Source organism: Colwellia sp. Bg11-28 (assembly GCF_002836245.1).
Classification (GTDB): Bacteria; Pseudomonadota; Gammaproteobacteria; order Enterobacterales; family Alteromonadaceae; genus Colwellia; species Colwellia psychrerythraea_A.
Genome location: NZ_PJBA01000018.1, coordinates 736,796 through 757,544 on the forward strand (window position 1 = coordinate 736,796; position 20,749 = coordinate 757,544).

Below are 20,749 nucleotides of genomic sequence, written 5' to 3' on the forward strand. Positions count from 1 at the left end.
TTTTCCACATTGCTACAGTTTAGTGAAAAAAGCAACGATCTGTCAAGTGAGGAAAACGAAAAACGAATATGGATACACTGGCTATAACACCAGTAAAATTAAGGCTTTCGAGGAAGTAGATGAAATTGTGGACTTTTGTGGCAAGTAATCCCAGAAAAGGGCAAAAAAATAATTTATTTACTGAAATGGTGTCTATTTTTAGCGACAGGGGTGATGAAGGTGCTGTTTAGGGGGCGCTTTTTCCCAAAAAGAAAAAGCGCCCCTAACAGAGCCAATCATAGGTGTTTAAAATAGCTCATCATCAATAGCAAACAAACATTCACAGCCTGATTTTGCTGATGCAATTAATGAAAGTCGACGTGGCAATAATCGAGTAAAGAAATATCGAGCAGTATGCACTTTACTTTGATAAAAATCTTCACCGCTTTCACCGTTGTTCTGTTGCTGTGACAAAGAAACTTGTGCCATTTTTGCCCAAACAAATGCCATCGCGGTATAACCAAAGACGTGTAAATAGTCATTTGCCGATGCGCCTAATTCATTTATGTCATCTTGTGACTTAGACAATAAATCAGTCGTTAACTCAGTTAAATCAGTTACGGCTGCAGCTAAAGGGGTAATAAATTCACTCATGGCTTGATCGTGTGAACAGCTTTCAATGAAAGTATTCACTTCATCAGTAAACACTTTTAGCATAGCACCTTTTGAACCAGCTACTTTGCGCATTAATAAATCCATGGCTTGAATACCATTGGTGCCTTCGTATATTTGGGTAATTCGAGCATCACGTACTAATTGCTCTTGACCCCATTCACGAATGTAACCATGGCCACCAAAAACTTGTTGACCGGCAACTGTATTTTCAAAACCTAAATCAGTGAAAAATGCTTTGGCAATAGGTGTCATCAATGCTGCTAATGTTTCACCTTTAACTTGTTCTTCGCCTTCAGCATAAGTAGCGTAATCCAGTTGCATAGAAATATAACTAGAAAGCGCGCGTGACCCTTCATTCAGTGCTTTCATATTTAAAAGCATACGACGAACATCACCATGAACCATGATAGAGTCGGCTTCTTGATCAGGATTTTTAACACCTTTAGTTTTACTATCAAGTGCTCGACCCTGTAACCTGTCTTTCGCGTACTCTAGCGCATTTTGATAAGAACGTACTGCAGCACTCAAACCTTGGATACCTACACCAATTCGTTCAAAGTTCATCATGGTGAACATACAGGCTAAGCCTTTATTTAGTTCACCAATTAAGAAACCTTTTGAATCATCAAAATTCATGACGCAAGTTGCCGAGGCATGAATACCCATTTTATGTTCTATAGAGCCACAACTAACATTGTTATATTCACCAAGCGTTTCATCATCATTAACATTAAATTTAGGCACTAAAAATAGAGAAATACCACGAGGACCTGCTGGCGCATCCGGTAATTTTGCTAAGACTAAATGAACAATATTTTCAGTAAGATCATGCTCACCGCCCGTGATAAATATTTTGTTACCCGTAATGCTATAACTACCATCATCTTGCGGGATAGCTTTGGTACGGATAATGCCAAGATCAGAGCCAGAATGTGATTCAGTTAAACACATAGATGCAGACCAATCACCCGCATACATGCGCGTTAAATAGCGCTCTTTTAATTCATCACTACCATGTTTTGCTAATGATAGTGCCGCACCTGCGGTAAGTACTGGGTAAAGCGCAAAAGATATATCGGCGCTACACAACATTTCTTCATGCATCGCAGTTAACATTTTTGGCATACCCATGCCGCCATAGTTAACATCACCGCCAAGTGCAGTCCAGCCTCCTTCAGCATAAGTATTAAACGCTTCTTTATAACCAGGAGCAGTGGTAACGACACCATCTTTAAAACTCACACCAATTTCATCACCTTGACGAGCAATAGGATCAAGTTCTTGTTCAGCAATTTTGGCACATTCTTGTAAAATAGCTTGAGCCGTTTCTTTATCAACTTGCTCCGCTAATTTAGGTAGTTTTTGCCACATATCATCCGCTTTAAATACTTCATAAAGCAAAAAACTCATCTCTTTTAACGGAACTTTATACTCAGCCATGATGACTTCCCTTATTAAATTTTTATTTCTGTGTGGTAAATACACAATTAAAACACTTGTTTGAATAATAATGTAAATCATGAAAATGTAAAGCTATATCGAACAATAGCTCGTTATTTTTTACTTAATGGGGAGGTTATTCAGATAAATAATGGTATTTACTGGTTAGAACTTTGATCGCTATTTGTTATCATCTTTAAAACTAAGTTAATGTGTTATTTAGGCTTTATATCCGTTATCAATCGAGATGCATGTTTCAGAATGCGAGAGTGATTCCAATGGTAGGGATAGATATGAAAATTAAGAAAGTGATAATAACTTTACTAACCTCTGTACTAGCGAGTAACAATTACGTGAGCATCGATTTACCTTATGCCTTTTTTAAAAAGCATCATCTTCCGTTAACGATAATGACCTTGCTATTAGTATTTATGACTAAAGCGCAAGCACAGCAATTGAGCTTTAGTAAAACTCAAGTAGACCAAGGGTATAACTTTCAATACCAATGGCTCGATCACACCAAAACCAAACAAGCCATTAGCTTTACCTTAAATCAAGATGGGTTATTTGAGCGCTTTAGGAATTTCAGAACTTACCAAGATAGTTACGCACAAAAAACGATTCTCAAGCGTATTAAGAAAAAAATGCAACAAAGCCCTATTCAGGGCGTGCAAATATTTTATCGACAACAACAAAATAGGTTTGTCATTGAAGCCAAGGGCTCAGATAGAGATAAAGTAGCGAAAGCTTATCAGACATTAGCTAGACTTGAGAATGAAGTCAGGCAACAGTATCTTGAGGATACCTATTATCAAACGTTTACCAATCATGAACAGATAAATGGTATTAAAGTAGATCATGTAAGTATTGCGAATAATTCGGTCATTGATTTAAAACCATTAAAGCCATTAATTTTAGATCATGTCTCAATTAAGAATATTCGAAAGGTCACCAACTACGTATTGGGTTTTGTACAGAATATTCCTTATAACACCTTAGACTCTCGCCTGACTTCTTCCGGTGCGGGTTTTAATCCACCATTACAATTATTGTGGGAAAACCAAGGCGATTGCGATAGTAAAATGACATTAACTGCGGCGTTATTAAGGGCTTTGATGCCACGTATTGATATGGCTTTAATCTATATTGATGGTCATGCTTTTATTGGAATTAATATAGAGGGCGAAGCAGGAGAAGTAACGATTACCCATAATAAAGTAAAGTATTTGTTAGCTGAGCCTACGGGTCCAGCGTTACTGCCTTTAGGTACGCTAGCCCCAGAGTCAGAGTTAGCTATTAATCAAGGGCACTATATTGCCCAAGATTATCATGTAGCTTTAGCTGAGCAGAAAGCTGAATAGACAATGGAGCCTAAAGAACAGTAAGTAGACTAGGACATTTGTTCATAGTAACTACCTAAAAGAATTAAGGTTTAGTCAATATCTGCAACATGAGCAAGAAAGGTCAAACTCGGCGCAAAAAAAGCACTGCCCGTTTCGGCTTGGGTATATTTAAGTAAATGATCTGAATTACCATGTCCATCACCATGAATCATGCTTTTAAGCATAGTTTCAAAGGGCTTAGGTGACTGACAATACGACACAAAAAATAAACCTTTACGCTTCATGTCACCATAAGGCATGCTTTGCCTGACAATTTCAATACTATTTCCTTGCTCATCTTTAAGACTGGTACGTTTAGTATGCGCAGTCAGTGCCTTATCTTCGCTATCATATTCAACGTTATCTAGTTTGGTTCGACCATAAACATCTTCTTGTTCATGTTCAGCCAGCGATCCCCAAAGTGTTAAATTATGTTGATACCTTTGAGTGTGCAAATAACTACCGCCAGTAAAGTTAACATCATCTTGCTCTTTAACCAAAGCGACTTCTCGACGATGTAAACCTTGAGGGTTTTCAGTACCGTCAACAAAACCAGTTAAATCTCTGCCATCTAAAAATCTAAAAGCTTGTACTTGTTCAATTAATTCAACACTATCACCGAGTAACTCACACACCTTAGTGCTGACAATATGATTAACATCAGCGCGATCACTGCGAATTTCAATATAAATATCATAACTATTTGTCGGTGCAACTCTGTCATCACTATGCATTGCAGGAAATGGCGCTAACATTGCTGGACGTGCTTGGGGATAAAATTCATCCCAATAAGCATCACCAATAGCGACAACGCCAATAAGGTTTGCTTCTGAAAACTGATCAGAATAATTATCAAAAAGCTTGGGTAAACGAGAAATTGCCGCACGAATAAATGCATTCTTATCATCGAGTGCGTTAAATAATAGATAATTTCCATGAAGGTTTGGTTCAGCACAAATACCAAATTGTTCTCTAGCCATTTTCCATTCCTATTAGCGTATTTTATATGACAAACTTATATTGTTTGTATTGTACACAATAAATATTATTTTATACTACTTTCATTAAGTTTATGATCTTGTTTTACGTAGAGAAAATAAATTAGAGCGATACTTAGACTTGGATATTTTAATCCGCATAAGCGCACATCAATTTAATAAAAGGGTTATTAGCTTGCCTTAGTCGGTAACCACTTAGATCACCTTCCATAATCCTTTATCATTTATGCACATCAACTCTTTAAGTGTTTCTTTATCGTCGCCAAAGTGATTATTAAAAGTAATATTAATACATTGTTGTTTATTACGAGTAGCCTTTTTCCCCTTTATAATAGTGCCACGATTACCACTTTTAACATTTTGCCAAACCGACTTTGTTTGATTGCTGTCATTGAGTAATGCCACTACTTTTTCCTGCATTAATGCTACATCTTGAGCGGTTAAGTACTTAGCAGAGCGAGAGTCTGCATCGACAATACCTGTTAAGCCAGACACCACTTCAAATGGCAGGTTAATTACGCCTTTAAAAAAGCCAGATACTAAACCGCTACTAGCTTCTGAGCCAACAGTCTTAGCATCAACAATAGTATTTTCAATACGTGATAGGTACTCTGGAATATAACCTCTGGAGAGCTCTATTTCTTCAAGGTAACGTGCGGAATGCGGTCGCCAACGAGCGACTTCTTCAGTGGTGTTATTGGTAGTTTTAACAACAGCATCAACACGTTTAAGCATCGCTGGCATAGACGCCTGTAGTTTTGCTACTTGCTGTTCAATGCTCGCGATTTGACTTAGTAGTGTTGGTAATTGCCTTGAATAATATTCGCTTTCAACTACGACTTGTTGCACCACAGGAAGAGAAGCCTCAACTTGCGATAAGATAGCGGGTGTTTGTTGAGCGACTAATTCCCTCACTTTACCCACTTCAATTCTGACCAAGGCGACTTCACTAACAATATCATCAACTTTCGGACTAACTAAATCGACTGTTTGTGTGGTCTTTTCAATAACGCTGATAATGGCAGGCACATGCAAAGTGAACTTGAATAAAGACAAGGCTAAAAAAGCAATTGCTAAAGCAAGCAATGCCTGAGAATAAGAAAATTGTTTCACCATACGAATACTACTGTTGCTCAATCAAATTAATTTCATCAATCAAACAATGAGTCAATTCACCAATTAATAAGTGTGCTGGCTTATCTGTCATTGATTCTCTCTTAATTATAGTCTCTAACTCTTTTGCTGCTTGATTAAGTTCCACAAAGCCAAACATTTGTGCCGCCCCAGCTAAGCGATGTGCGAGATAAGAAATTTTCTTTATATCATCATTATCGCTATAGAGAATAAGGTCTCGCTTATCGTTACTGAGGTTGGCTTTAAATTCAGCGACTAAATCGCTTAAGTCAACTTGGGATAAGCTTTTATCCACTTTATTAACAACTTCATTTGGTGTCAAAGCATGCTCTGCTGACTTATTTTTTTGGTCAGTAAATGATATTTTTTCATTATGAGCAGTAAAATACTTAGCAATAGTGGCAATAAAGAGTTTTCTTTCAATAGGTTTCTTTAAATGCCCAGTAAAACCTAACCCTAGGTATTGGCTAACTTCATGGGACATAGCGTTAGCGGTTAAAGCATAAATAGGTTGATTACAACCTAAAGCACGTAAGACTTTAAAAGCTTCAACGCCATCCATTTCGGGCATTTGAATATCCAAGAGCACTAAATCGGGTTGATGCTCAACGCAAAGTTTCACTGCTTCCTTACCATTACTGGCGACAATAACTTCTAGACCTAAACTCGTCAATAAACGAGCTATCAACCGTCGATTATCATCATGATCCTCAGCCAATAAGATTTTTCCGCTAAAAAATATTTCACTACTTTCAACAGGCGGTAAATCAGTTAAGGTATTTACACTGTCGTCAGTATCATGTTGATAAGGTAGCGTTAAACAAAAACAACTCCCCTTCCCTAACTCACTGGTTACCTCGATATTTCCTGACATTAATTTTGCTAGCTGGTTTGATAAAGTCAGTCCAAGTCCTGAGCCGCCAAAACGCCTGCTGATGCTATTATCTGCTTGAGTGAAAATTTCAAAGACTTGAGCTAAATGCTCTTCACTTAAGCCTATGCCGGTATCAGTTACCGTAAAAACGAGTTCTTCTTTTTGCTGAGTAATACTTAGCATTACCTGACCGCTTTCAGTGAATTTAATCGCGTTAGCACATAAGTTAAGTAAAATTTGTTTTAACCGTAAACTGTCAATATGAATAATAAAAGGTGCAGGTAATTGATGCTCAATAGTAAAATCCAACTGTTTTTGTTGAGCTTGAGAGGTAAAGGTATGTGACAAATCTTGAATTAATTCAGCCAAATCAAGTGGCTGCACTTCTAGTTCAAATTTATTTGCTTCAATACGGCTTAGGTCCAAAATATCATTAATGAGTTCAAGTAAATGTAAACTATTGCCATGGATTACTTCAATATCTTCATGTACTTTATCTTTATCAATATCGTCATGGATAATGGCTTCCGCATGACCAACAATGGCAGTTAGCGGTGTGCGAATCTCATGACTCATATTAGCTAAAAATTGACTTTTAACTTGATTCGCTTTCTCCAATTCTATGGTCAAATCTTCAAGTTCATGCGTGCGCTGTTTTACCCGCAACTCCAACTCTTGTGTTAAGCGCTTTTCAAGGTAACGGCGATAGATAAAAAAGGCCACCACGAGCACTAATATTAGGGTTAAAATAATAATATTACGTTGCTGCTCGACTTTGGCTGATTGTAATATCTGCAGTTTTCTACGCTGTTCTAAATCGACTATTTTCTGACTAAGCTGCTCTGATTCGAATTCTGCCAACTTGTCATTCAGCATATTGTTCGAGGTAATTAGATAACTTTTTTCATAACGTTGGTGTTCAGAAAGTGCCTTAATAAATTGTTGTTGACTGGCACTTATCAGAGACGAAATTGACAAATTTTCAGTAAGTAATGTTTGATAATCAATTTTTTGCCCTACCGCAATTGAGCGTTCAATGTATTGTTCCGCTTGTACTAGATCTCCAGAATAAAAGTAAGCTTTAGCAAGACTCTGTAAGCTTCCTGCATAGGCTTTTTGATGCCCTACTTCTTTACTAACAATTAACGCCTGTTGAGCATATAAAATGGCTTGTTCAACATCAAAGGTATCATTATATATTTCAGACATATTATGCAACTGTGAAGCGATATCATGCGTATAGTCATGTTTTTGAAAGTACGTTAAAGCCGCTAATATATTTTCCTTACCTAACTTGAATTGTCCTGAATGTTTATAAGCAATACCAATATCAGCTCTTGCTGATGCAATACCATAGCTATCATTCAACTGGATACGCTTATCAATAATTACTTTCAACATATCAATTGCGCTATCGTAACGCCTTAAGCTGATGAGAAGTGAAGCTATGTTGTATCTAACGTCTATTTGGTCAGCTTCATCGCCATATTGTGTATAGAGTGACTCCGCAAATTGATAATTTACTAAAGCTAAATCTGATTCACCCAAATAAGTATAAACAAGGGCAACATTATTAAATAAATTTGCTCGTTCAATCGCAAAATTATTTATATCATCAACTTGGTTCGTCTGATAATAGACTAATGATGCTTGATAAGCCTTTAGTGCTGATTTTAATTCACCCTGATAATAATACAATATACCTAGCATCTTATGGGCTTGTGCTTTTAAGCTGAAATGATTAGATTCATGGGCCAATTCGATGGCGTTATTAACTGCATCAATACCTTGGTCATATTGATGTAAGGTAAACAGTACCTTTCCTTGATTAAGTGAAACTTCAGCCTTCTCACCAGAATCGAGTTCTGCTGATTTATAGAGATTTAATAACGCTTCTAACGCGGCCTTTTTATCTGTTTTTTTGTTAATCTCGATAAGCTTTTTAGTTAATTGGCTATCCTGTGCCCACGTTTTATCAACCGTTGTCAGACTTGCCACCGTTAGTAAAAAAAATAGCAATATTATTTGTGTTAGGCGTTGCATCATCAGGTATTTAAAGCTCAACTTTCGCTATCATGGGATACTGAATCTAATGAGCAGTATTAAGGGACATTATTTATAGCATTAATTGCTATTAAAAAACATCATATCAATAAATCGTCTTTGCAAAACTCATAATTTCACTATAAAAATCAGATCTAAAACAAAGATAATAGGCACTGCTTTTGTAAAAAATCAAGCCATTAGTTGCATTACTTTCAATCCAAATCTATACCTACTTGATAGCATTTATACCAATTGAACTAATTTATTGATCAGATTAGTGTTTACTTCAGTTTTCTCTATTAAGGATAGCTCTATGATTAAAACATCGGTCGCATTGATACTTGTGCTAACAAGTATCACCAGCCTACTTACTGATGCATATGACGGAAAAAATCAATTTGTCGAAGTCGAAATTCGATCTTTAGATGGCTTAATGTCCTTATTTAAAAAACACCATTACACCAGTAACGATTGGAAAAATGGTGATAGAGAAGTACCAAGGTTAACGTTCGAAGGCGTTAGTGAGCAATGGAAAGAAACGTCGAGTAAAATTCCCGTCAAACAAAAGAAGCAGGTGTTTTTTCGCTTAATGGCACCTTTAGTTTTAATGTCTAATGAAAATATTCTCGCAGAACGCAACATTGTAAAGTCAGCGCCGTTGTCATCGAAAACATTGCTTAAAATAGCTAAGAAATATCGTTTAGTTAACAATGAAAGCTTAAGTTTAACGAGCAAACAACGTCAACAATTGTTGCAACAAGTCGATATTATGCCGCCATCTCTTGCATTGGCTCAAGCTGCAGAGGAAAGTGGCTGGGCTACGTCACGCTTTACCGAAGAAGGTAATGCTTTTTTTGGTCAGTGGGATTTTTCTGGAAAAGGCATGACACCTAAACAGCAACGTAAAGAGCTAGGTAATTATGGTTTAGCCCGTTTTGATAGTCCATTAGATTCTGTTGAGGGTTATATGCTTAACATTAATATCACTGGGGCTTATAAAAAGCTGCGTGTATTAAGGGCTCAGTTACGCCAAGAAAATAAAGCTATTACAGGGTTAGAATTAGCAGGAACGTTAGATAAGTATTCTGAACGTGGACAAGCCTATATTGATGGTCTGCGATCGATGATCCGTTATAACAAATTAGAAGATGTAGATGAAGCTTATTTATCTGACACGATATTGATTAAGCTTATAGCCCCCAAATAACGTCAGTGAGTTATTACTAGAAAGAAATACTAAAGCAATTTAAACCGCAATAAAAAAGCAATGTTTGGCAACATTGCTTTTGATTGTTCGAACTTAAAGTTTACTCAAGCTTTAGCTTCATTGTCTAACGTTAGTGCTTAACACTAACGATTAACTCAGCGATTAATTTGAAGCTAGTTCTTTAGCCGTTACAGCACCTTCAACAAGTTTTTTATTTTTATTACGAGAAAATACCTTTTTTATGTCCTCGATAATTAAATACAAACTTGGTATCAGTACTAAAGTAACCACTGTGGCAAATAACACACCAAAGGATAATGATACCGCCATAGGAATCACTATCTGTGCCTGGGCACTGGTTTCAAAGAAAATGATAGGTACTAAACCAATAAAAGTAGTAATTGAGGTTAACATGATAGCGCGAAAACGCTTGGTTCCTGCATGTATTACTGCATCTTTTAAACGCTCACCACGCTGTCTTGCCTTATTAACAAAGTCGACCATGACTAAAGAGTCATTAACTACCACACCTGACGCAGCGGCAATACCAAACATGGATAACACACTTAAATCCAAGCCTAAGATCATATGACCAAATACCGCACCAATAACGCCAAAAGGGATTACGGTTAAGATCATAAGAGCTTGAGAGTATGACTTTAACGGTATAGCCAAAAGCGAAAATATAATCATAATCGAAATCATTAGATCACGCATTTGTTCTGCTGCACCATCCATTTCTTCCTGAATTCGACCGGATACTTCACTTTTTACCGACGGATACTTTCTAAGTAGGTCAGGAATAAAATTATCACGAACATCTTTAGCGACTTCAAAAGGTTCAACCTGCTCAGCATCAACAGATGCCCATACATTAATAGTACGATTACCATTTTCACGACGAATACGAGTAACACCATCGGTCAAATTAATTTCAGCTAACTCAGATAAAGGCAATTCTGCACCATTAGGCGCCTGGATCATAACATCATCAACATGGCCAACACTGCTGCGTTGCTCAAGGGGATAACGCACCATAACCTTAACTTCTTCGCTATCTCGTAAAATACGCTGCGCTTCTAAGCCATAAAAACTATAACTAACTTGCGAAGCAATATCTTCCAGAGTTAAACCTAAGCTATAGGCTAAGGGTTTTAATGAGAACTGCACTTCTTTAGCACTGGTTTGACGAGAGTCATTAACATCACCGACCCCTTTAAGCGAATTAAGTTTAAGCTTCAGCTCTTGTGCTGCAGCCATTAGCTGAGCATCATCCTGACTTTCCAATCTAAAGGCTATATCACCATCATCACGACCACCGCCAAAGAAATTATCACTAATGGTTAGCGACTTAACACCAGGGTAATCAGGAATTGCTTTACGCCATAAATCGGCAAGTTCAAAAGTGTTGATAGCTCTTTCTTTTGGAATAACTAGCTTAACCATCACTTGGCCATTAGTTCTGCTACGTAACTCAACTTGCATATCGGCAATCATTGAATTTCCATACTGCTTTTCAATATCCTGATCTATTTTATGAATAATACTTTCAATATTTAGTAAGGTATTTAAAGTGGATTTTTCTGAAGCATCTATGTTCATTTCCACATTGATGCGAGGAAAATCATGAGGGATTTTAGGCTGACCAACATAACGCACTAAACCACCACCAAATAAACCGGCGCTCAGCAACATCAAACTAATAAAAAACATCAGTACTGCATATCGATATTCAATGAACTTTATTAAAGCGGGGCGATAAACATTTTCGATGAAGTTTTTTAACTTAGTATCAATCCAGGCACGAAGTCTATCCAGAGGGTTTCTCGGGTTAAACTTTTTCACTTTCATTTTAACTAAATGCGCCGGTAAAATAAGTTTGGATTCGATTAGTGAGAATATCAGACATAAAACTACCACCCCGCCAATGGCTTTGCCAAAGGCTGAAGATGGCCCTTCACCAAAGAGGAAAGGTAAAAATACAGCAATAGTAGTTAGTACACCAAAAGTTGCTGGCATAGCGACACGTTTAACACCACGAATAACATTGTCTGTGGTATGACCGTGCTCTTCTATTTCATCATGAGCACTTTCCCCCATAACAATGGCATCATCAACAACAATACCCAATACCAATATAAAAGCAAATAAGCTAATAACATTGATGGTGACACCAATAAACTCCATCGGCATAAATAATAAAGTACCTAAGAAACATACTGGCAAGCCCATCATTACCCAGAAGGCTAAGCGTACCCGCAAAAAGAGGGCCAACATCAAAAAGACTAATACCGCACCACTTTTCATGTTGTCTAACATCATATTCAAACGGCCATTGAGGTAATATGTTAAATCAACCCAGGTTTCCAGCTTGACACCTTGAGGTAAAACCAATGCTTTCTCATCAACATAGTTATTCATAATATCGGCAATCTTTGTAATACTTTGATTCTCTGAGGCACCGACAAAAATAGTGATTGAATTTTCGCCATTAAACTTAGAGTACTGCAACCCTTCTTCGAAACCATCATTGATGGTAGCAACCTCTCCTAACATGACTTTGGTGCCATCTTCTAAAGTAACAACAGGAATTTGTGCAAATTCATGGCCACGATAGGCTTGGTTTTCCACACGTAAGTTGATATATCCATTGGCAGCACGTATCTGTCCCGCTGACATATTGCGGGAAAAGCTGCGTACCGCGTTAGCAACATCTCTGAAACTTAAGCCGTATTCACGTAATTTATCTTTACTTACTTCAACTGATATTTCATAAGCTAAGCCACTATATAGCTCAGAAATACTGATGCCTGGTAGTTGCTGTATTTCATTATGAATTTTACGACCTAGCTCTTTCAACTCACCATTAGTTAAATCACCATAGAGCGAAATATACATCACCTCTTGACGAAATTTCTCTCGTTCGACCTTGATTCTCTCCATTCCTTCAGGAAAACTTGGAATAGCGTCAATAGCTGACTTTACCTCTTCCAGTACAACTTGTGGATCATAATCAAGTTCAACTTCAAACCAGCCGTTGGAGTAATTTCGATTAGAATATGTTATCACTCGCTTAAGACCTTGCACTGATTTAAGTGCTTCCTCAATCTTAATGGTAATACCTTCTTCAACCTCTTGGGGTGCGGCCCCAGGATATGGCGCTGCATATGAAATCCAGTTAAACTCCAGCTGGGGAAACATTTGTTTATTAATGGTTAGTGCCGTTAAACCGCCACCAATTAAGATAAAAACCATAAGTAGGTTGGCAGCGATAGTATTACGTGCAAACCAGGCAATAATGCCTTTATTTGTATCGATATCATCATGGGGACGATTTAAATTTTCACTGTCATTTTTTTCATTTGTTTTCAAGTCACTAGAACTCATCACTACTCTCCTGACTCTATATTATTCGCCATTTGAGTTTCACTTTTCTCAGTTTCGATGTCTTTTTCTTCCAATTGCAGAACATCAGAGGCTACAGCCAATTTCATACCATCTACAGGATAATCTAGCGCAGATACAATAAGTTGGTCACCATCTTGTAGACCATTAGTAACAATAACATCGCTGCCTTGCTGGCGAACAATGTCAATTACAGCATAATGTAATTTTGACTCGTTATCTAAGAGAGCTACTTTACCGTTTACCACTAAATAGCGAGGCACTAAGCTTGCTTGACTGATGTCATAACCCATAATTTTAGCATTCACGTAACTACCAAAGCGTAGCGGTACATCACTGCTATCGCTTGAACTATTTAATAAATAAGGATCGTTAATTTCAGCCACTAAGTAACTCATGCGACTTTTGCTATCAATGACACCTTCACTGCGCGCTATAATTGCTTGCCATTGTGTATCTTGTCCTGCGTAAGTGCCAATAAGGTTAACTGGTGCATTAACACCTTGTTCAGTGGACTCAGTTTTAACTAAAAAGGCTAATTGATTATCCGCAACTGGCAAACGAATTTCTGCAGTTGCGGTACCCAATACATGCCCAATTTTACTACCAACACCAACAAATGAACCCAAACCAATATTCCGACTGTCAATCATTGCATTATACGGCGCACGAATCTCTGTGCGTTCTAAATTACGCTCAGCTCTTAAAACAGAGGCTTGTGCTGCTTTAACTCGAGCTAATTCTTGCGCTAATTGTGGTTTTCGTAAACTCAACTCAGTTGGTGAAGTATTTGTGATTAGTTTCCACTCACGTTCAGCTACTTTACCTTGAGCAAGCTCTGTTTCTAATGCAGCTCTAGCCGTAGCCATTTTAGCTTGAGCATCAATTAAGGCAGCTTGATAATCACTCGGATCAATACGCGCTAATAGTTGACCTTCTTTGACAAAGCCACCCCGAACAAAAACATCATTCAATTCAACAATTTCACCATTAACCTGAGCAACCAATTCTGTTTCATATTTAGGCTTCACCATACCGTATGAGTTTACTTCTAGCGTCATTGGTGCAACGGATATATTTTCAACGGCAACGATAGGAGTTTTATCAACTTTCTCTTTTTCTTCTGGTGGTTTTTTCATATTAGAAAATATTGCCATTGCAGCAATGCCTGCAGCTAATATGACGATAGGTATAATAATTTGTTTTTTAGTGGCCACTTTTAATCCCTTATTTCTCTAAAAGTTTTATATTTTATATTTGCTTTATTGATCGCAAACTTATCTTTATTTTAATAGCGCTAGAATAACCAATTCTTGATTACAAGTATTAACAAAGATGTAACTCAGTATTACAAGATGCACGCCAAAAAAGAGTAAAAAAGTATTACAACACAACTAAAAACACAAAAGACAAATATTACAATGACTTGCAAGTAAAATTTTGTATCTTTATTTTTATAAACTTGTCCTTGGCGACAATTATATTTTTTGTTATTAGTCTTTTTCACTACTTCTTGAGCTGTTTCTCATCAACATTGTTAAAATCGCCACATATGTACCCATCACCATTCAAAGAGCAGTATTTCAGTGGGAATTAGAATCACTTTAGGCAAGGAAGATAATTTAAGCATAGTTATTCTATGGTTTGATTCTTTAACGCCGTATAAAGCGATTTTAAACCCATCGAATAAGCACTCGAGCAACATCACTTCGTCGTTGCTGTGATTTATTATGACGCTACATGGATGGTGTTATTTGAGAATGCAGGAGCAATTCTCCTGAATAACCATTATTTCATCACAGCGCCTTGAATTGAAATAGCTCAAGCACTCTGTAACATGCATAATGATTGGTAACAGGTATAGTAAGTGAAAATCGAATTGAAATCAGTGGGTATAACTTTTTGAATACGTTATAATGAGAAAAATTTCTCCACGGCTTTTTCCATGACAGATTCTCAAAATACAACACCAGCAACACTTGGTAAATTCAACCTACTCAACATTGTTGCCATGTTGGACAAAGGCGCATACCTTGATGGTGGAGACTTAGGTGAGATTCTATTACCTAAACGCGACCTGCCAGAAGCTTGTCAAGTTGGTGAAAAAATTAAGGTATTCCTTTATCTTGATTCCGCTGAAAGGCTTATAGCTACAACGACTACACCTTTAGCCCAAGTTGGTGAATTTGTCTCTTTAAAAGTTGTACAGGTGAATAAAATTGGTGCTTTCCTTGATTGGGGATTACCTAAAGATTTATTAGTACCTTTCACTCAGCAGCACTCTGAAATGGAAGTGGGTAAGTACTATCTAGTTAGAGTTTTTCTTGATCAACTTACTAATCGTATTGCCGCCTCAAGTAAGATAGATAAGTTTCTTGATATCTGGCCCGCAGAATACCAACAAGGCGATAAAGTAAACTTAATTATTGGTGGAAAAACTGATTTGGGTTACAAGGCTATTGTTAATGACCTTCATTGGGGCTTACTTTATGATAATGAAATTTTTCAGCATCTTAGAGTTGGCAAAAAAATTCCTGGCTATATTAAACAAGTACGTGAAGACGGCCGCTTAGATCTTCTTTTAACACGTGGTAGTAAAAATAAAGTTAATGATTTTTCTGAAAAGCTATTAGCGCATATTGCTGATAGAGGTGGTATCACGCCATTAAATGATAAAAGTGCCCCCGAATTAATTCAAAGAACTTTAGGGGTAAGTAAAAAAACCTTTAAAGCAACGGTAGGCAATTTACTAAAAAATGGAAAAATTGCTATTGTTAAAGAAGGTATAAAGTTAGTTTAAATAAATTAACTCGATAACGTTCAAGTAAAAAAAAGAGGCTATAACATTGTTATAGCCTCTTTTTTTTACGCTAACTTTTGCTAAGAATATCAACACTACCAGTCAGCCCAATTTATTATTCCGCTTGGTATTACTAATTATAGCCAACAGCATAATCTATTAGTATTAGAAGCTTCCTCGAATGCCAACGCTGAAATTACGACCTGGTAATGGTGCTACTTCTTTTAGAAATGAAGAATGCACACGAGCGTGCTCATCTGTTAAGTTTTGTGCTTTTACATACACGGTTAAATCATCACCAACACCATTGATGTAATAATTAAAGTTTGCATCAACCATGGTATAACTATCGGTGTTTGTCTCTAACTCTGCAACATCATCTTGCTCGAAGTAATGGCTCACGCTTAGCTCACTATCAAACTTATCGGCTTGGTAATTGAAAATAGCACCCACTCGCATCGGCGGGATGCGTGGCAAGTTATCATTTCCATCTTCATTCACTAAGCGTGCACGAATGTAATCAGCTATTAGGCTTGTTTTAAATGACGATGAAACCTGATAAACAAACTCAGCTTCAGCACCGTACATCTCAACATCATCTTGCTGATACACTAAAATCGGTAGCCCTGCTTCATCTTCATGTTCATCGGCATGGCCGTGTTCCTCAACAAAAAATAAACCGGTATCTCGCTGATAATAATAATCATCTACACGGTTATAAAAAGCACTAATGACGTAGCCAAAATCACCATTAAATTTTCGGAATGTTAAGTCAAAATTAAGTGACGTTTCAACACTCGGTGCTTGCTCGGCTAACTCAACATGTACTTCATCACCTTCTTGGTGCACATCAAACATAGCACCGACTTCAAAGGTATTAGTTCCTATATGTGGACCAAAGGAAAATAACTCTCCCGCAGAGGCCGCTCGTTGTGATAATGCTGTTGAGAACCCTAAATTATAACCTGGTTGGTAATTCCATACTAAGCCTACTGAGGCACTGATTGGCGTAAATGACTGCTGATCGAATGAGACTAATGTTTGATGATGTTCATCGTGTGATGGCTCTGTATGTTGATCCTGATGAGAATCTTCAAAGCCAATTAAGCTATCATCAGCATCTATATTTACCTGCTCGACCCTTGCACCTAACTGCAACAATACCGAACCGAAGTGTTTCTCTTCTAACCAAGCAACAGCAAACATTTCCGATTTAGATGGAGGAGAAAAAGCCTCTTCACCCAGTGCTTTAAAGTCTGATGATTTATAATGAATTGTCCATGCACCCTGCCATCCTGCGGTGTTTTCGTGGAATAGGTCAATGCGTGCTTCGGTACTTTTATTGGTAAAAGTTGTGCCCACTTCACCTGACTCAATCTCTTGATGCTGATAATCACTATAAGCAAATTTTGTTGCTATTTTACTAATAAATTGTTGCTCGAAATTATACTCACCAAGTACTTGCCATCTATCTTGCTTCATTTTGGCATAAACACCGACTTCTTCATCATGATCTGAGTGTTCTTCTTCATGCTCATCATCATGTTCTTCCCCATGACTATGTCCAGGAATGCCGTATTCTCTGTCCATAAAACCATAAGAGAAACCGATGAAGCCATCTTCAAATAAGTAACTTGAACCCAGTGTTGCGCCACTGGAAGTACTTGAGCTATTGGCTAGACGAGTTTCCCCATGCTCTTCATGTTCTTCGTGCTCATCTTCGTGCTCATCTTCATGACCTTCATCATGGTCTTCGTTATGGATATCAGCTTCACCCGCAAGTTTATAGTCTTTAGAGTCACGCCAAAAGGCATCAAGATGAAAAGCAATGTTATCAGTACCCGTTTGGATATTAACAGAGGCCTGCTGCTCATTAGATACATCGTTATATTGTAACAAGTAATCGACTTGATCATCACTACTCGTTGGCACACGTCCATCCACCACGTTAACCACACCACCAATAGCGCCACTGCCATAAAAAAGTGTCGCTGGACCCCGTAAAACTTCTATTTGAGTGGCGGTACTCGTTTCTGTAGCGACAACATGATCAGGCCCGACGCGTGATGCATCGCCAACGTCTAATCCGTTTTGTGTAATAAGTACTCTAGGGCCATCCAAGCCTCTAATAATCGGTGTGCTGGCAACCGGACCATAATAACTAGAATGAACACCAACTTCATTTTTTAAGGTTTCGCCTAACGTTGCCGCTTGTTTCATTTTTAATTCATCTTCACTGAGCACATTAATAGGCAATGCTGACTCGATTGACGAAGTATGTAGTGGTGTTGCATGTACATCAATAACTTCCATTACCGATCTAGGTAACACTACACTTAAGTCAGTAATATCTTCTTCTTTCATTGTAATGTGTTGATTGCTATGACCGTAGTTTTTAGCACTAATGTGAAGTTCAAAAACCCCCTTCTTAACATCGGTAAAATTAAATAGTCCCAGAGAGTTTGTGCGTACTTGCTGTGAATCTCCATTTAACCCTACAGTAGCATTATTAATCGGTTGACCTTGTTTGTTCAGTACAACACCAGATAACTGCTGAGCGAAGGTGTTAGGAACAAAACATAACATTGTACCCAGTGTCGACAGTACCGTAGCACTAACTATTTTTTTCAAAGGTGATTTTACTTGAGCATTAGTGCTCTTTTGAGTCGCAGAGAATGACATAAACTGGTTTCCGATAATTTTAGGAGGTGTATACCGCACTGCAAATTGATATTCGCAGACAGACAACTAATACCAATCAGACTAACTAAGTGATCTTTTTAAATGGTCTAAATATCCAAAAACATTGTTGCTTTCAATAGCAAGCTATTGCTCAATCAATCGCCTTGTTCTTAAAAATTTATCCTCATTAAAATTTGAACCATTAATTAATCTGATTGATATGAGTGAAGTACTTATTTTGACTAAGCACTTCACTATAAAAATACATAATAAGAAAACTACAGAAAGCTTGGCGGCGCTCTTAATGGAGGGTATACGTAAGCTGAGGAAATTAGCTTAAGATTGATAATGCGAATTTTGTCAAAATTAGTGATACCTGAAGATATCGGATATAGCCTTATAGGGCTTGGTGGGGTGTCGATACCTTGTTGACACAAGTTACAGTCATGCTGTTCAAAGCTTGCAAAGGTGTCAAATTCAACTTGTGCATAATGCTCACTATGGACAAACAAAGTGGCGCAAAAAAGCAAGAGCGTTAAAGCACTCTGGCGAATTTGTCGTTCATTCATTTGAAGTTGAGATAATGTAAAGTTCATACTTGTTATAGTATAACACTTAAAAATCAAACTCAATAATTGCTTCTACCTCTGTAAGAGATTTTTTTCACCTTCAACAAAAAAAACAGCAGTGCTGCGCTATACTTTATGCAAGTTCTCCTCTCCTACCATCGCATCGAGTAGTTATTGATTGAATAGTTATGTTGTCTTATTAACCAAGGATATCTTTATGGCACCTTTGACCCACTCCCCATTAAATAAAGCTAGTGCTATACCCCTAAAACAAGCATTATTTTTACTGCCCATAATGCTTGTAACACTTCCAATTTATAGTGAAAGCTTTACCGCAAAGCGAACAGGACAAGGTTTTACTGGCCTAACACAAGACTTTACTTCATCGTTGAGCAACCCCGCCTTACTGACTAAATTCCGTAATGATAATGACGTCTTTGTTTCTTTAAATATAGGCATCATGGCATCTGATAAATATAATGTTATTGATACCGCTGAGGACATTAGTAACGATCTTGATACATTGGCCGACGATATAAACGGTATGTCACTGCAAATTATTCAATCACCCGAGCAAATGAAAAACTACAACGATGATTTAAATCAGCAGGTCGACACTATAATTGCTGACTTTGAAAAAATAGATGGGCAAGTTGTAAAAGTGCGTAATGGCTTGAACTTACAAATTATCATCCCTAATCAATTTTTGAGTTTTGGTCTTTTTACCAACCAATATAGTCGTATTGCTGGAGTAATGGATTATAACGAAAGCGATGAAGAAATATTAAATGATGCCATTTTTTCAGGAGACCTAGATTTAAAAGATCTAAAGTCAGCAACCTCAGCCATCGGTTACTCCATTGCTGAGGCAGGTTTTATGGCTGGTTACCCTGTGGTTACACACACTAACTATGATCTAAGTGTCGGTGCCAAGTTAAAATATCAACGTATTGATCTTTATTATAACCGCGTACAAATTAGTGACTTCGATGACGACGATTTCGAGATTACCAATGATGAGAATATCACCAACAAAAGTGGCGCTAATATAGACTTAGGATTATATGTAAATTGGGGCGAAGAACGTCAATGGCATGCGGCATTGGTCACAAATAATTTAATCAAGCAAACCGTGCATCATGCTGAGCAAAACCTAATTTTCACCTTAGAAAATAGTACTAGCTTTGGTTTAAGCTATCAAAACAGTTGGCTCAATTTAGCAACCGATATTGATTTAACTGATCGTGAACAAATCGCGTCTATTGAGCCATCAAAATATGCTGGCGTGGGAGCTGAGTTTCGTTTCTATGAGCACATTCAATTTCGTTTAGGTTATCGTACTGACTTAAATAATGTTGATGATGATATTTATACTGCGGGTATTGGTATATCACCTTGGGATGTTTTCGCCGTTGATATTGCTGCCTTTACGGGAGGTAGTGACACTATAGGGGCAGCATTACAACTCAGCTTAAAAATATAGCCATCTTAATAGAGAAAAATAAGTGGCTTACTTAAGTAGCAACAAGTGGGGGTTCTGTATGTTGTCGCCTTTCAA

Annotated in this window: 12 protein-coding genes; 4 read left to right on the forward strand and 8 right to left on the reverse strand. The window is 37.5% G+C overall.

Annotated elements, in window-relative coordinates; genetic code table 11:
- Positions 1 to 285 precede the first annotated feature (285 nt).
- Positions 286 to 2,094, reverse strand: a complete 1,809-nt coding sequence (locus CXF79_RS20420; protein WP_101157541.1) for an acyl-CoA dehydrogenase C-terminal domain-containing protein — start codon at positions 2,092 to 2,094, stop codon at positions 286 to 288.
- Positions 2,095 to 2,387: 293 nt separating this feature from the next.
- Here CXF79_RS20420 and CXF79_RS20425 point away from each other — a divergent pair, with 293 nt between their 5' ends.
- On the forward strand, positions 2,388 to 3,455 hold the full coding sequence (locus tag CXF79_RS20425) for a hypothetical protein (RefSeq protein WP_101157544.1): 1,068 nt from the start codon (positions 2,388 to 2,390) through the stop codon (positions 3,453 to 3,455).
- Positions 3,456 to 3,526: 71 nt separating this feature from the next.
- On the opposite strand, the gene CXF79_RS20430 is transcribed toward CXF79_RS20425, so the two are convergent.
- From CXF79_RS20430 to CXF79_RS20440, 3 genes are all read right to left on the reverse strand, one after another.
- Positions 3,527 to 4,456 carry a Dyp-type peroxidase gene (locus CXF79_RS20430; protein ID WP_101157546.1) on the reverse strand — a complete coding sequence of 310 codons (930 nt, stop codon included), beginning with the start codon at positions 4,454 to 4,456 and terminating at the stop codon, positions 3,527 to 3,529.
- Positions 4,457 to 4,669: 213 nt separating this feature from the next.
- On the reverse strand, positions 4,670 to 5,590 hold the full coding sequence (locus CXF79_RS20435; protein WP_101157548.1) for an RT0821/Lpp0805 family surface protein: 921 nt from the start codon (positions 5,588 to 5,590) through the stop codon (positions 4,670 to 4,672).
- Positions 5,591 to 5,597: 7 nt separating this feature from the next.
- The gene (locus tag CXF79_RS20440) at positions 5,598 to 8,528 is read right to left on the reverse strand and encodes an ATP-binding protein (RefSeq protein ID WP_232769263.1); all 2,931 of its coding nucleotides are present in this window, start codon (positions 8,526 to 8,528) and stop codon (positions 5,598 to 5,600) included.
- 313 nt (positions 8,529 to 8,841) lie between these two features.
- Between CXF79_RS20440 and CXF79_RS20445 the strand changes: the two genes are divergently transcribed.
- Positions 8,842 to 9,735, forward strand: a complete 894-nt coding sequence (locus CXF79_RS20445; RefSeq protein WP_011045211.1) for a glucosaminidase domain-containing protein — start codon at positions 8,842 to 8,844, stop codon at positions 9,733 to 9,735.
- Positions 9,736 to 9,897: 162 nt separating this feature from the next.
- Here CXF79_RS20445 and CXF79_RS20450 read toward each other — a convergent pair whose 3' ends face one another.
- Both CXF79_RS20450 and CXF79_RS20455 read right to left on the reverse strand, forming a co-directional pair.
- Entirely contained in the window at positions 9,898 to 13,122 is a 3,225-nt protein-coding gene (locus CXF79_RS20450; RefSeq protein ID WP_101157552.1) for an efflux RND transporter permease subunit, read from the reverse strand.
- A 2-nt stretch (positions 13,123 to 13,124) separates the two neighbouring features.
- Positions 13,125 to 14,357: an efflux RND transporter periplasmic adaptor subunit gene (locus tag CXF79_RS20455; protein ID WP_101157554.1), complete on the reverse strand. Its 1,233-nt coding sequence runs from the start codon at positions 14,355 to 14,357 to the stop codon at positions 13,125 to 13,127.
- A gap of 728 nt (positions 14,358 to 15,085) precedes the next feature.
- Between CXF79_RS20455 and CXF79_RS20460 the strand changes: the two genes are divergently transcribed.
- On the forward strand, positions 15,086 to 15,940 hold the full coding sequence (locus CXF79_RS20460; RefSeq protein ID WP_011045216.1) for a CvfB family protein: 855 nt from the start codon (positions 15,086 to 15,088) through the stop codon (positions 15,938 to 15,940).
- A 165-nt stretch (positions 15,941 to 16,105) separates the two neighbouring features.
- Here the strand turns inward: CXF79_RS20460 and CXF79_RS20465 are convergent, their stop codons facing one another.
- Together CXF79_RS20465 and CXF79_RS20475 are read right to left on the reverse strand one after the other, a co-directional pair.
- A complete protein-coding gene (locus CXF79_RS20465; protein ID WP_101157556.1) occupies positions 16,106 to 18,622 on the reverse strand; it encodes a TonB-dependent receptor in 2,517 nt (838 codons plus the stop codon).
- Positions 18,623 to 18,900: 278 nt separating this feature from the next.
- Complete coding sequence (locus CXF79_RS20475; RefSeq protein ID WP_232769264.1) at positions 18,901 to 19,218, reverse strand: hypothetical protein; 318 nt, start codon at positions 19,216 to 19,218, stop codon at positions 18,901 to 18,903.
- Positions 19,219 to 19,408: 190 nt separating this feature from the next.
- On the opposite strand from CXF79_RS20475, the gene traF reads away from it, so the two are divergent.
- Positions 19,409 to 20,674, forward strand: a complete 1,266-nt coding sequence (traF, locus tag CXF79_RS20480) for a conjugal transfer protein TraF (protein ID WP_101157562.1) — start codon at positions 19,409 to 19,411, stop codon at positions 20,672 to 20,674.
- The last annotated feature ends 75 nt before the right edge of the window (positions 20,675 to 20,749 follow it).

What these genes read in the sequence shown, in the direction of transcription:
- CXF79_RS20420 (WP_101157541.1), bottom strand. Translation starts at nt 2,094, where the DNA reads ATGGCTGAGTATAAAGTTCCGTTAAAAGAGATGAGTTTTTTGCTTTAT.
- CXF79_RS20425 (WP_101157544.1), top strand. Translation starts at nt 2,388, where the DNA reads ATGAAAATTAAGAAAGTGATAATAACTTTACTAACCTCTGTACTAGCG.
- CXF79_RS20430 (WP_101157546.1), bottom strand. Translation starts at nt 4,456, where the DNA reads ATGGCTAGAGAACAATTTGGTATTTGTGCTGAACCAAACCTTCATGGA.
- CXF79_RS20435 (WP_101157548.1), bottom strand. Translation starts at nt 5,590, where the DNA reads ATGGTGAAACAATTTTCTTATTCTCAGGCATTGCTTGCTTTAGCAATT.
- CXF79_RS20440 (WP_232769263.1), bottom strand. Translation starts at nt 8,528, where the DNA reads ATGATGCAACGCCTAACACAAATAATATTGCTATTTTTTTTACTAACG.
- CXF79_RS20445 (WP_011045211.1), top strand. Translation starts at nt 8,842, where the DNA reads ATGATTAAAACATCGGTCGCATTGATACTTGTGCTAACAAGTATCACC.
- CXF79_RS20450 (WP_101157552.1), bottom strand. Translation starts at nt 13,122, where the DNA reads ATGAGTTCTAGTGACTTGAAAACAAATGAAAAAAATGACAGTGAAAAT.
- CXF79_RS20460 (WP_011045216.1), top strand. Translation starts at nt 15,086, where the DNA reads ATGACAGATTCTCAAAATACAACACCAGCAACACTTGGTAAATTCAAC.
- CXF79_RS20465 (WP_101157556.1), bottom strand. Translation starts at nt 18,622, where the DNA reads ATGTCATTCTCTGCGACTCAAAAGAGCACTAATGCTCAAGTAAAATCA.
- CXF79_RS20475 (WP_232769264.1), bottom strand. Translation starts at nt 19,218, where the DNA reads ATGAACTTTACATTATCTCAACTTCAAATGAATGAACGACAAATTCGC.
- traF (WP_101157562.1), top strand. Translation starts at nt 19,409, where the DNA reads ATGGCACCTTTGACCCACTCCCCATTAAATAAAGCTAGTGCTATACCC.